The 14,183-nt window shown below is 39.6% G+C and carries 8 protein-coding genes; 2 read left to right on the forward strand and 6 right to left on the reverse strand.

What is annotated here, in order from left to right; translation table 11 throughout:
* Window positions 1-96 precede the first annotated feature (96 nt).
* Window positions 97-1,131 carry a lysylphosphatidylglycerol synthase transmembrane domain-containing protein gene (locus tag ACP5NR_RS03435; RefSeq protein WP_428005611.1) on the forward strand — a complete coding sequence of 345 codons (1,035 nt, stop codon included), beginning with the start codon at window positions 97-99 and terminating at the stop codon, window positions 1,129-1,131.
* On the forward strand, window positions 1,115-3,310 hold the full coding sequence (locus tag ACP5NR_RS03440; RefSeq protein WP_428005973.1) for an amino acid permease: 2,196 nt from the start codon (window positions 1,115-1,117) through the stop codon (window positions 3,308-3,310). Before ACP5NR_RS03435 ends, ACP5NR_RS03440 begins: the two co-directional genes overlap by 17 nt.
* Here ACP5NR_RS03440 and ACP5NR_RS03445 read toward each other — a convergent pair whose 3' ends face one another.
* Genes ACP5NR_RS03445 through gltX form a run of 6 tightly spaced genes read right to left on the reverse strand, consistent with a single transcriptional unit; the run spans window position 3,311 to window position 14,174 of the window.
* Window positions 3,311-5,698, reverse strand: a complete 2,388-nt coding sequence (locus tag ACP5NR_RS03445) for an ABC transporter permease subunit (RefSeq protein WP_428005974.1) — start codon at window positions 5,696-5,698, stop codon at window positions 3,311-3,313.
* On the reverse strand, window positions 5,695-6,993 hold the full coding sequence (locus ACP5NR_RS03450) for a carbohydrate ABC transporter permease (protein WP_428005975.1): 1,299 nt from the start codon (window positions 6,991-6,993) through the stop codon (window positions 5,695-5,697). The genes ACP5NR_RS03445 and ACP5NR_RS03450 overlap by 4 nt, the downstream gene beginning before the upstream one ends.
* 54 nt (window positions 6,994-7,047) lie before the next feature.
* Window positions 7,048-7,671 (reverse strand): uracil phosphoribosyltransferase, encoded by a 624-nt coding sequence (gene upp, locus ACP5NR_RS03455; RefSeq protein ID WP_428005274.1) that lies wholly within the window; start codon window positions 7,669-7,671, stop codon window positions 7,048-7,050.
* A gap of 2 nt (window positions 7,672-7,673) precedes the next feature.
* Window positions 7,674-10,847: a diguanylate cyclase gene (locus ACP5NR_RS03460; RefSeq protein ID WP_428005273.1), complete on the reverse strand. Its 3,174-nt coding sequence runs from the start codon at window positions 10,845-10,847 to the stop codon at window positions 7,674-7,676.
* Between the two features lie 17 nt (window positions 10,848-10,864).
* On the reverse strand, window positions 10,865-12,817 hold the full coding sequence (locus ACP5NR_RS03465; protein ID WP_428005976.1) for an ATP-dependent helicase: 1,953 nt from the start codon (window positions 12,815-12,817) through the stop codon (window positions 10,865-10,867).
* Window positions 12,792-14,174: a glutamate--tRNA ligase gene (gene gltX / locus ACP5NR_RS03470; RefSeq protein ID WP_428005276.1), complete on the reverse strand. Its 1,383-nt coding sequence runs from the start codon at window positions 14,172-14,174 to the stop codon at window positions 12,792-12,794. Before gltX ends, ACP5NR_RS03465 begins: the two co-directional genes overlap by 26 nt.
* Window positions 14,175-14,183 lie beyond the last annotated feature (9 nt).

The raw sequence follows: 14,183 nt of genomic DNA on the forward strand, positions 1-14,183 counted from the left end.
ATATTGAATTGATTTTAAAATAACCTTTTAAAGGGGGGCTCAGAAGTTAGCGGTGAATCTAAGAAAGAAAGGAAAAAGCTTTACAGAAGTCTCTTCATAGCTTTATTATCAACTGCCTCTGTTTTTGCGGTGTTTTTGATCTTTGCAAAAGACAGCACACAGATATTAAGGATTTTATTTTTATCTCCGATTGACATAATGATAGGTTTTGCACTTTTCATGGGCATAATATTCATAGATACTGTTAGAACGATGGTAATGACACATTTTCTCGGTGAACGTGTGAAGTGGCGGGTAGCACTTTCAAATTCAATTTTAGGATATTTTTACACCTACATAACACCTTCTTCTGCCGGAGGCCAACCTTTTCAGATATACCATCTTTCAAAATGGAAAGTAAAGCCCGAAATCTCATCGGCCATCATTTTGACCCGCTGGAGCACGATGATGATCTTTCTTTCGATCTCATCTATTTTGTTGTTGAAAAGATATCTTTTCTACATTCAAATAGGAATCCCCGTCTTAAGTCAGATCATATGGGTAATAATTTTACTTGGAGTTCTTGTTTCCTTTGCCATATTTTTAATTTTGCTTATTCCTCGTGTTGGAATCGGCCTTGTGAATTTCTTGAAAAAAAGTCGCATTTTGAAATGGATCTTTAAACTTTTCAAAAAAGACGATGTTGAGGTTTTAACAAAGTTTGAAGACAATGTCAAACAATTTTACGATGCAATGCACATGATATGGATGAAAAAACCGCTTTTGATAATTTTCGATGCCATAACGGGAATTTTGGATTTAGGAATTCTTTATTACATACTTTACAGATCTATAATGGCTGCCTCTTACGAAAATGAAGCACAATTTTTTCTTTCTTTTTGGTCTTTAAGTGCGATTTTCATATTGCTCTCTTTCGTTGTTTATTATTTTCCAACTCCCGGATCTTCAGGCGGCATAGAGGGAGCCTTTTATCTTGTGTTTTCGATGTATGGAAGTCCTCCGGCCGTTATGGCTGGAATTTTGATATGGAGAATATCAACATACTATCTTCCTATTTTGCTTGGCATTGTAACGATGTTCTTTGAGTTCAAAGCCAAAAGCAAGGAGGTTGAAAGTGCGGAAAAAACTTAACAGAACACTTGGCCTTTATTCCGCAACGATGGTAAGTGTCGGTTCTATGATAGGCGGAGCCATCTTTGTGCTTGCCGGCACAACGTTCAAAATTGCCGGTCCATCTGCGACTCTTGCAATTCTGCTGGCAGGCATAGCAACGTTGTTGACCTCGTTTTCTTTTGCGGAATTTTCTACCTTTGTCCCCGAAGCCGGCGGAGGATATTCTTACGTGAGAGCGACCTTCGGAAATAACTTTACAGGTTTTTTCACCGGCTGGATTCTGTGGATTGGATATGCTTTATCTGCATCTTTGTTTGCGATAGGATTTGGAAATTTTCTTCACTACTTCATTCCCTTTTTGCCCGGAATCATAGGATCTTTGATTTTGATAGTCTATGTAGCATCGAACCAGATAAGCGGTATTAAAAATTCCGCTCTGCTTCAAAATACGATAGTAACGATTTTTGTGGGTATTCTAATAGGGTACATAATCTACGGATTTAAATTCGCCGACGTGAAAAATGTAACTCCGTTTTTTTCTAACGGATTTGTCCCGATGTTTCAAACCATGAGCATTCTTTATATGACTTACATAGGATTTGACGCCGTGACGACGCTTGGAGAAGAGGTTAAAAACCCAAAGAGAACTATTCCTCTTGCCATAATGATCTCCATGGCCGTTGTGCTTATAGTTAAAACTCTGGCTTTTTTTATAGGAAGTGCCGTCTTAAATGTTAACACCATCACGGCACAAAATGCTGGCAATTTCATGATAAATACGGCCAAAATAATTGGAGGGCCACTGGGAGGGTACATCTTTGCCGGAGCGGGTATTTTAGCCACCCTATCTTGTATGAATACCGCTTTACTTGCGTCGTCGAGAACTTCTTTTGCGCTATCGAGAGACAAAAGGATGCCATATTTTTTTCAATCTGTAAATCCTAAAACTCAATCTCCGATCTTCAGCATCGTGGTGGCATCGGTTATCATCCTTGTGGCGACGATAACGCAAAATATCGAAGAAATTTCAATAATAGCAAGTTCTCTTACACTTACAGGATATGCTTTCATAAATCTCTCTCTTTTATATTCAAGGAAAAGAAATTTGAATACCGAAAAAGGATTTAAAGTACCATTTTATCCTTACATTCCGATCTTCGCCATAGTGTTTAACGTCGTGATGATCTTGATTTTGCTTTACACGGATAGACTTGCTTTGGGTTTTGTAATTGCGCTTTCGGCAATTGGGATTGTCTATTATCTTCTCAGTCCAAAGTTGAAAACGGCTCCAAAGGGTATCTCAAATGAGCCTTTGCCATTTTTGAAGGTCAAAAACGTAAGCGACAATTTCAAAGTACTCTGCGTGGTGGAAGATGAAGCGGGAATTCAGTCTTTGTTGAATTTTGCCTTCGACATCTCGAATGGGAATGTTATCCCAATAGGGATAGTAGATGTACCGGATATCGTAAAGGATAAAGATAATTACGAAATTTTAAGGAAATCCGTTGAAAAATTTGAAAGAATAAGAAAACATGTCTCTGATTTTGGAAATGAAAAAAACACAAAGATCGATCTAAATGTCATCTTGTCAAAAGACAGAGAAAAGATAGTTGACAAGTTTGCCATCGAAAACAAAATCGACATGATCTTCATGGGATGGAAAGAGGAAGGCGCGAAGACCTTCAGCAAGTGGGAAAGAAAGATCTTAGAAAAGTCTCCCGTTGATGTCGGTATAATGAAATTCACAGGCAATCAATTCAAACGCATTCTCTTTCCGTACAGTGGAAGTATTTACTCTCAAATGGCCGCCAATACGATCAAAAGGATCGCAAATGCTTATCCCGATGCAAAGATCACGATTCTTAAAATAACTTACGAAGACGATGAAAAAGAAATTGAAGAATACAAAAAGGTGCTTTTCAATGTGCTTGACTCGTTGAAAATAAATGGTGAGATCTTGATAGAATACAGCCCTTCCGCATGGCAGAAGATAGTCGAACTTTCAAAAGATTACGATCTGATAGTTATAGGCATTTCGACCGATTGGAACATAGGAGACAGCCTGTTAGGCTTAAAGACAGATCTCATCTTCGAACAAGCACAATCTTCTGTGCTTGTAGTCAGAGCATTCCATGGTGCCTTTCACAATCAAAATGTAAGAAAGATATTTGAATTCATAAAAAAATTTTCACCGTGACTATTTTATCCCAGTTCTCGCAATGCCTTCGATGAAATATCTTTGGGCAAAGAGGAACAATATGACGATCGGAAGCATTGTGAATGTCGAGGCGGCCATCAATTGATTGTAAATCGTTCCGGCGTTGCTGCTGAAATTTTGGAGACCAACGGGTAATGTCCTCATCGAAGGTTCATTCGTGACTATAAGTACCCACAAAAAGGCATTCCAACTTCCGACGAAATTCAAAAGTGCGCCGGTTATTATAACGGGTCTTGAGAGCGGAACCATTATAGTCCACAAAAATCTCCATCTCGATGCGCCGTCTATTTTTGCCGCATCTAACAGTTCATCTGGCACTCCCATGAAATTCTGTCTTATCAAAAATATCGTAAAGGCACTGACAGCCCATGGAATTATGAGGGCATAGTAGGTGTTAAGCCAGCCGAAGTGCACGATAGTTATGAAATTAGGAACGAGCAAAACCTCTCCGGGAATCATCATGGTCGCTATGAAGAGCATGAAGAAGAAATTTCTTCCCGCGAAATGCAATTTTGAAAAGGCAAAAGCGGCCATAACTCCAAAGACGATGTTCAAAAATGTCGTTACCACAGCGACGAAGACCGTATTTATGTAGTACCTTGCAAATGGAGAGGCGTTCCATGCCTGAACGTAAGCCTCAAAAAGATTCGCGAAAATCTGAGAAAAGTTGAAATGTGCTTCCACTTTGACCGGCAACGTTAAAAACCATACGCTGTTTACGGCGTTCAGAAATATCTTGACACTTCCATTTGAAGGGAAATATTGAATGCTTGAAACTATTGAAGGTGCTTTGATGATCTTCATGGTGTAATACGTGTTGTTGTAAATATCCGTGACATTTGTGACGGCCAAGTAGTTTGACCAACTGACGGAAAGCAATCTTTCTATTTCCGTCTGATTTTTATATGATGAAAAACCGCTTCCGATATAAGCAAGTTGGCCCGACCTTCCCGTAAGCACGCCGGTGCTGTTTGGATGTTCGGCGCCGAAAGCATCTGCTATCTTTTGTGAAAGTTCATTCCAGTTACCGGCATACTCCGAGATCATCCTGTTTAATTCCGATTGTTCGGATGAATTCAACACCCCATATAGAATTTTCATGTTTGTTACAACACTCGAGATGCCCCTGAAAGCGTTATCTGCTTCCGATTGATTTAAACCGATCGAGAGTAAATCTGTTTTAACCATCGCATCTGTTTCGTTTATGAAATCGTCTATGAAGTGAGAAGTATGACCTGCTTTTATGATGCCAAGCGCTGTGTTCATGTAAGTCGAAGGAAGAGTTGAATTTTTTATCGCGCTTTCAAGCCTTACCATTTGTTCGGCAGGTGTGAAAAAAGTGAAGATCATCTGAGGATCTTCAACGGTAAGTTGTTTTGAATCGTTGTAAAAGTTAACAACAAGATCGTAAGATTTAAGCAGATCGTAGTAACCGATTATGGGATTCATGATCCTTTGTTCATAAAAATTGACAAGCACATTTAGCGATGGATCGATCTTTCCAAATTTTGAGATGAGGATCGTTTTTAAATCAAAATTGTTCAGGAAATTTTGCATTATCCCTTCAACGGCCGGTATATCAGATGAAAGAGTGCCAACACCTTTTTTGTAATTCAAAACACTTGCAAGCATGGAATCGGATTCCGTAAAAAAATCATTTGAAGACAAAAATGATTTCACAAAATCTTTCTGTGCAACAACCGAAGACGCATCATTATCACTCACATTTAAGGCTTGATTTCTCAAGAGTGCCGGCATGAACATTTTCGCCGTTGTTGTGGCAGAATTTACAGCCTGAGCAAAATTTTTTGTGAAATCTATTCTTGATAATATGGGACTGGATCCGTATCTGAAAATATTCAAGAATGCTTTCATGTATTCATCCGGATTAGCGGAAAGAGATTTGAGTTCACTTATCTGGTTTTGGTAATCGGCAGGATAAATCATCGAATCAACGTTCGTTATGAGATCTTCAACTTTGGACATATTAACTTCCGTTGCGTATTTGATGGGATTGCCATTTCCAAGCGTAAGATATATCGTGCCCCTTAAAGGAGGCGTACCGGCGAAATTGACGGTTAAAACATTTGAAGCGCTTGAAGTTCTGCCCTGCCCGACATTCAAAAATTGTTGAAGACTCAAAGCCGAATAGTTGACGGCCGAATAAGTTGAATGGTCTATTGAAGCATTTATGTCTCTTATCGACAACGCATTCACGGTTCCCCACGTCGGTGGAAAGATCTGAACTTCTTCCGGTAATTTCAAAGATGTGACGATCATCCATATGAATGGCATAAGCATTATCGCCGCTCCGGCAAAGGCGATGATGTAAAGTATGATTTCAAAAACTGTTCCTTTGATTTTCATAGGTACTCAACTCTTTTCTGGCCTGCTCTGAATTGTACGAGTGTGAAGACCAAAATTATGGCAAAGAGTATGTACGCGGCAGCCGAAGCAAGTCCCATCTGCTGGTTGGTGTAGAAGGTCTGGAAAATGTAATAAACTATCGTCAATCCGGAATTGTTGTAAGGACCCGGAACTGCCTGGTAGAGCACGTAAACTTCTGTGAAGACCTTAAATGCACCTATGACAGAGACTATAAGCACGAAGAATGTCATCGGTGAAAGCAAAGGCCAGGTTATGTACGTCAATTTTTGAGAATTGGTGGCACCGTCTATATCGGCCGCTTCGTAGTAAGATTTGTCTATCGATTGAAGTCCGGCAAGAAAAATTATCGCGTTGTACCCTATCGTTTTCCAGATAGACATTATGGCAATCGTCGGAATTGTCCAGACATCGCTTTTAAGCCATGCAACTGGAGAGATGCCTATAAAGGAAAGAAAGTAATTTATAAGTCCGTATTGATCGTTGTAAAGCCACTGCCAGACAAGACTTATGGCAACTATGGATGTTACAAAAGGCATGAAATAAGAAGTTCTTAAAAATGCTTTAAATAACTTCAACCTATTCAAAAACAGTGCAACCAAAAGTGCCAAAATTATATCTGCCGGCACGTAAAGAATGACGTAATAGGCCGTATTCCATATGGATTTGATGAAATCACTGCTTTCTTTGATGGCATCTAACCATTGATAAATTCCGTAATTGCTTGGAAAGGCAAATCTCAATGTCAGATAAATGGCACCGCTTATCAAAAAGAGTGTAAAGAAATGACCTGCCATTCTTGAAACGAATTCATGCTTTTTGAAAATGACAAGACCTACTGCGGCTGCTATGAAAATAAAAGTTAAGTAAGGAAGTGTGTTCATGGCTGAAAGCGTGGCTTTAAAGAAGATTAAACCGAAGATCGTGATTCCGAAAATATAAATTGCGTCTAAAATTTTAACGTGCCTTGAAATCACGATATCCACGAGAAGGTAGATGGCAAAAAGCGTTAAGATCGAAATTGATATGTAAAAGCCATCGTAAACGAGTGCTTTCAGAAACGAATAGGGCGGAGGCGTGTTTAACTCAAAAAGTTGGATGTAATTTTGAAGGCCTATGAAACTTGGATTTTTGAGATGGGCGTAATCCCAGTTAAAGAAGGACAGATAAAAAGAATATCCGACCGGCCAAAAAACGAATACCGACATTATAACAAGTGCTGGAAGAATGAAAAGATAACCGCTGATGTTTTCCCATAGACGCATCTTGTTACGCATAAGATCACTCCACCTTCACAAAATTTTGAATAAGTAGAAGATTATATCACAAATTCATTTCGTTCTGTAAAGTCTATCCCCGGCATCCCCAAGACCTGGCAAGATGTAAGCGTGATCGTTCAATTCTCTGTCAACGGAACAGGTCAAAATTTTAACGTCATCATGTTTTGATTCCACAACTTTTAAACCTTCCGGAGCTGAGACTATAGAAAGTAGGGTGATATGTTTTCCATTCCTTTCTTTTACAAGTTCTATGGCTTTAACCGCTGAATTTCCAGTTGCGAGCATGGGATCGAGTATGAAAACTTCCGTGTCGTCAAAAAACGCTGGAAATTTTGCGTAATATTCAATAGGCATTTTCGTTTCGGGATCTCTGTACATACCGGCGTAACCAACGGAAGCATTTGGAACGAGTTGAAGTACTCCGTCTAACATGCCAAGACCGGCCCTTAATATGGGAACAACCACTATATTTTTGTCGTTTATCTCGTATCCTTCGCACTCTTCAAGCGGTGTTTGAACTATCTTTTTTTTGAGTGTAAGATGACGCATTGCCTCGTAAGTCATAAGCGTGGCTATTTCTTTTATGAGTTCTCTGAATTCCTTCGGTCCTGTGGATTTATCACGTAAAATGGTCAATTTGTGAAGTATCAAAGGGTGATTGACAACCAAATGCATGTTTATACCTCCGATTCGTTGTATTTTACAATTCTGTTTTTACCTGCCAACTTCGCACGGTAAAGCGCTATATCGGCGCACTTTACAAGTTGCTCTACGTTGTTGCACTCGGGCGTCATTTCGGCAACGCCGAGAGACAGCGTGAGTTTCATCCATTTGAAGTTTTCTCTTACATTTTTTAGCATTCTTTGCGCACTTTTTATAGACTGATCAAGAGGAGTATGCGGGAAAATTGCCAGAAATTCTTCTCCGCCGTATCTGCCGATTACGTCTATCTTTCTTGTGCTCGACCTAAGGGTTTCGGCAACTTTCCTCAGAACTTCGTCACCGACATCATGACCGTATGTGTCATTGATTCTTTTGAAATCATCGATGTCGATCATCGCAACGCTCAAAAATTCTTTATACCTTCTTGATCTTTCAACTTCCTCGTACAACCTTTCGAATATGTAACGACGCGTGTAGAGGTTTGTAAGTTGATCGAGATCGGATATTTTAGATGCGATAACTTTTTCAAGTTTTAACTTGTATATTGGAACAAGAGTATCCAAAACTGCTATGATTTTATCCATATCGATCTTTGCTTTGTCGATCTGAATGAAAACCTTCCCTCCCCGTATTGAAAAATCATAAACGAATTTTTCATCGTCGGTGATCCACGAATCAATTTTCACACTTTCGTCTGTTTGATAAGATATGCCATCTTTGCCACAAACGTAACCTATTTCTTCTATTCCGGATATTCTGCAAAGTACTTTGCTCTCGACGTGCTTCGATACCTCAATTGCAAGAGATTCGATTACCTCGCCTGTTGACTCAAGATTTATCGAATAAAGGCATGAATTGGAAATATTGAGAAATTCAAGAATTCCTTCTGGATCTTTTAAACGTTTTCTTATCTCATTTGCACGATTCCTAAGGCCTAAATTTTGAGCCATGTTTGAGGCAATTTCAAGGTGAAGATCGGCGCTTTTTTGCCATCCGAACAGTTTGTAAATTTTCGCAAGTTGCTCTTCGTAAAATATGGCATTTGTGAGAAAGCCGTCTCTGTAAAGTTTTTCTCCATATTTTTTCATCATCTTCAGGACTCGCATGGATTTCAATTTTGAAAGAAAATATATGGCAAAAGGATTCTGCGGGAGTGTTATCGTCTCGACGATTTTCAAAGGATCGCTGGCAACGGCTTTTAAATACTCGCTATCATTAGATTTTGTCATTTTCAAAAATTCAAGCGCGCTTTTTTCATCGTCCATGTAAAGTGCTTTTATGAATTTCAGCATTGTCATCTCGTCGTTAGCCTTTGAATTTGAAATGTTGAGCGTGAGATCTTCGACCGTTATCCTTGATCTCAGCAGTTCAACTTCTGACTCGAAATCTACCTGCAAAGATTCTACCAGATCAAGATTTTCACGTGCCTTGCTGAAATTTCCCATCTCCACGAAATTCTGGGCCATTGCAAGGTTGATGATTTGAAAGGTCTTCCAAAGGCCTTCTTCGATGGTTGTTTTAAGAGCGGCATTAAGCCTTTCTTGTGAAGCATGTGGAGACATGTTTGAAAGTGCATATCCTATGTTCATCTCAACCAACGGAACGAGATCCTTGAAATTCTCTTCGCGTGCCATTGAAAGCGCGGTTTCAAGTTCATCTATGGCTTCTTCATTTTCATTTTTTTCGAGGTGCAAAATTCCCAAGTAATTTCTTGCCATAACCTCGACTCTTCTTGCCATCTTTTCTTTAAAATTTTCAAGAGGCCTGAGCACCTGATCGTATATCTTATCGTAATTTTCGCCGTTTTTAACGAATTGTACGTATTTTCTGCATACTTCGATGAATGATGATGTTGATTCTTCGGATAAAACCGGATCGAAGCCGTTCATCGCCATGACGATTCCAAAGTAAGCGTTTCTAAAGGCTCTTCTTCCGAGTGCGTCAGCCCTTTTGAGATCGTTCACCATGAAATCGTAATCGCCGAGCACCTTATGAAAAAAGGCCCTTGCGGATTCGAATGATTCAACGTTTCTGTCGGCTATTTTCGAAGACGTGTTGATAAACTCAAGACCCAAATATGGTTTTTCGCCTGTTTCCATAAGTGCGTGTGCTTTTAAAAGATAAAAAGCAGGTGAGGGCTTTGCCGGGATTTTCGGTGCCACATGCCATTTATCGTTTTCAAACTTCCATTTGCCTTCTCTGACGAACTTCGATATGGTAAAATTTTCGCCCTTTGAAATCTCAAAAAGTGATTTTGCGTCGCCCTCAAAAACGAAATCAGAAGTGAAAAAAGTGTTGAAGAACCAATCAAGTTCTTTTGGGGATATAACCGGAAATTCTATCTTTTTCCCGTCTTCAAAATCGAAGATCGGATCGTGAATTGCTATTACATTCAAACTTTTTTTGAATTTAACGAATGCTTTGACAAAGGTCACCATCTCAACTGAATCGCCACAATTGAAGATGTAAGTTGTATTTTCGTCGGTTTTGAAAAAAAACGCAAGGGCACTCGGATCAACAGATTCAAGATTCAGTCCTTGAATTTTGGAATTTTCTTTCAGATGATCGATTATTTCATTGATAGACGAAAAAACCCGGCCATTCAAGAATTTCGAAAAAATACCTCCATCTGATATCGGAACTTGGACAAATCCTTTTTCGGATTGCACCTTTTCAAGAAGCGGTCCGTGTCTCCAAACGCCGATTGACGGTAAAAAAATGGGAGTTGACGGCACGTCCAATTTCAGATTTTTCATGATATCGAGGATTGCAGGTATGCCTTCTTTGAAAACTTTCATGAGAAATGGAGAGGCACTTTTGAACTCCTGCGAAAATGTTCTGATTGTCGTGAAGAAAGATGATGGATTCTCTATTCTTCCGTTTACGATGTTCAATTCTTCTTTGAAAGAAGGAATGACGATGATCCTATCTTTGTTGATAAAAACATTTTCTTGTTCGACCGGACCTATTGAAATACCTTTGGTGGCACATTCGTAAACGTCCTTAAAAAACTGGAGAAATGCTTTTTCCGTTATGTGGGCCGGACGGTTTTCAAGATCTTCAAATGATAATTCTATATACCCGTCACAAAATTTGAACCCTTCAAATTTTGGAAGAGCACCGCAGTAAGAAAACTTTGCAAGCATATCTCTGTTTTCAGGCCGATCTTTTATTCTGACGGTTGCCACGTTACCGCCCCCTTAATTCAATTTATCTTCCAGTGATCGTAAAGCGCTGGGGGAATCTTTTCCACAAAATCGTGCTTGTTGCCATTTATCTCAATTCTATTACCATAATAAGGCGTCCTCGATCCGGACATCTGTCTGCATATGAAAAGATATTTCTTTGCCCTCGTTATGGCCACGTAGAAAACACGTTCCTCTTCATCTATTTTACCCTCAGTTATGGCAAAAGAAGAAGGAAAATCGCCGGGATTGACGGAGATGATAAAGACAACATCCCATTCAAGTCCTTTTGCCCTGTGAATCGTCGTAAGCGTAACGCTTTCTTCTTTGTCTCTCTCTTTTCTATCTATATCTATCTGTTCCGTTATCGCGAGATCAGTAAGGAAGTCATTTATATCGTTGTATCTGCCGGCTATTTCGATGACTCTTTTTATGTCCATTTGCCTTTCGATTCTGTCTTCAAACGTAAATGCTATGTAATCGGAGTAAAAATTTTCGAAAACATGATTCAGCACATCGTTAGGTTTATCGTCCGGTGAAACTTTTTTGAATATCTCCTCTATTTTTTCATATTTATCACCGAAACGCGATATGTGTTTTACGAAATCGATGGGATCTTTTTTAAACTCTTCATCTGATACCACCTTTTCCACGCTTTTCTTTCCGATGCCGTAAAAAAGTTGAAAGATTCTCATCCATGACAACGAATCTTTTGGATTGACAAGCACTCTCAAAAACGAAAGTGCATCTTTGACGTGCTTCGAATCTGTGAATTTAACACCGGATCGGACCGTAAAAGGTATCTTCGATTTTGAAAGTTCCATTTGGAGATCCATCGATTGACTGTGATTTCTGTAAAGGACGGCGATCTGAAAGGGAGATATGCCGGCGTTCACCAATTCATTTATCTTTTTGGAAACGAAAGCAGATTCTTCAAGAGAATCCCATGTGCTCACGACGACAGGCCTTTCAAAATTCGCCTTCACCGGCTTTAAGGTTTTTGAAAAGATGTTGTTGGGTATCATGGCGTTGACAAGATTGACTATTTCAGGCGTGCTTCTGTAATTGGTTTGGATTTTGTAGACTTTCACGTCTTTTTCTTTTGACATTTCGATTATATTTTCGTATCTGGCACCTCTGAAAGAATAAATACTCTGCGCGTCGTCTCCCACAACCATAAGGTTACCGTTAACGGAAGAGAGTTTTTTGATTATTTCGTATTGTATTTTGTTTGTGTCCTGAAATTCATCGACAAGTACCCATAGGTAATTCGATGCTTCTCTTTTTCTGACAGACTGTATATCGAGAAGGTCATTGGCGTATACGAGTAAATCATCGTAGTCCAAAGATGACTGCTCGACCTTGAGTGCTTCATATTTGTCTTTTATCTTGTTTATTCTGTCCGCGAAGGCATAGAAATAGGTAAAATCCTCATCGATCGTTTTTTCGATCGATCTTTGAGTGTTCGCGGCCATCGAGATTATCTTCAAGACAACTGAAGGAGATGGAAACTTCTCGTTTCTTTCGACATATTCGTTTATGGCATGTTTGACGATCGTCAAACTGTCTTCTTCGTCTAAAATAGAAAAATTTGGATCAAGTTTAAGTTCCGTCGCATATTTTCTCAAAAGATGATTGCAAACGTGATGAAACGTGCCTGCCATCATACCGCTAAGAGGATCTTTGGACACCTGCTGTGCCCTGTGAATCATCTCATTTGCGGCAGCCTTCGTGAAGGTTACAAGCAAAACGCGTTTGGGATCAACTCCTTTTGATATCAAATAGGCTATCTTGTGGGTTATAACCTTCGTTTTTCCAGAGCCGGGCCCCGCGATGACGATAGAAAACCCTCCTTCATCCAAGACGGCCACGCGTTGCTCGTCATCAAGACCCACGAGTGTTTCATTTGATTTTTCGATTCCATCGTAGTTTACATTGTAAATGGAGTCAAATTTTTTCAATTCTTTCGACAACTCTTTTCTTTCCAAGTACGTAAATAGACTCGAACAACCCAGGGGTTACCTTTTGACCCAAAAGTGCGATCCTTAAAATTTGGAATAACTCCTTACGAGATAAATTATTCAGCGATATATCGCGAAGAAGTTTTTCCACATTTTCCGCAGACCAATCGTCAAGAGATTGGATTTTATCTTTGAAACTCAAAAGAAATTTTTCAACTTCCTCTCCTTTTAAAATCTCTTTTGACTCTTCGTCTGCCGGAATTTCTTCAAAAAAAGGCCTTGCAAATTCTCCAAGTACCTTCAGCGTGTTTACTTTTTGCCTGCATATGTCAAAAACTGCTTTTGAATAATCAAAATCATCAAACCATTTAAGTGCACTTGGATTTTGAAGGGAAGCCCATGCTTTGAAATTGTCTATCAACTCTTCGACGCTCATCTTTCTCATATGCTGACCGTTTATCCATTCTATCTTTTTGTAATCAAAGACGGCAGGTTTGTTTGACAACGAATACAGATCGAAACTTTCGATTTTTTCAAGCGGGTTGAAGACCTCTTCGTTAACGCTCCAGCCAAGCAGTGAAAGATAATTTATGAATGCCACGTTGATTATTCCATAAGACCTGAAATAATTCACCGATGTCGCTCCATGCCTTTTGCTCAGAGGTGTTCTGTCCGGTCCTAAAATAAGCGGTATATGCATGAATTCAGGTAATTCCCATCCCAGAGATTTGTACATCATGATCTGCTTTGGCGTGTTGGTAAGATGATCCTCGCCTCTGACGACATAAGAGATTTTCATAAGGTGATCATCGACTACAACGGCAAAGTTGTAAGTCGGAAAGCCGTTTGATTTGACTATGACCATATCTTCAAAAGTAGAGTTGTCGAATTCCATATCACCCTTTGCTATATCGTGAAAATAAGTTTTTCCTGCCGGTATTTTGAAATTAACCGTTACGCTTCTTCCGTTTAATCTGTGATCATTTGCTTCATCATGTGAGTTGAACTTTTTAACGATTTCTTTGGCATTGCCTTCGTCATAAAGCGCATAATAGGCACTGCCGTTATCTATAAGTTCGCGAACGTAGATGTCATAAATGCCTTTCTCGATCCTTTCGGTTTGTCTGTAAGGGCCGTACGGACCGCCTATATCCGGACCTTCATCCCAATCGAGTTTGCACCATTTCAAATCTTCAATTATGCTGTCTTCCGATTCTTTAGAGGACCTCTCCGTATCCGTATCCTCTATTCTGAGTACGAATTTCCCCTTTGCCTTTCTTGCAAATAGCCAGCCGAAAAGTGCCGTTCTTGCACCGCCAACATGCAAAAAGCCCGTCGGACTCGGGGCAAACCTGACTCTTACTTCCATCTTTTCACC

It is taken from the genome of Athalassotoga sp. (genome assembly GCF_049965695.1).
Taxonomy (GTDB): Bacteria; Thermotogota; Thermotogae; order Mesoaciditogales; family Mesoaciditogaceae; genus Athalassotoga.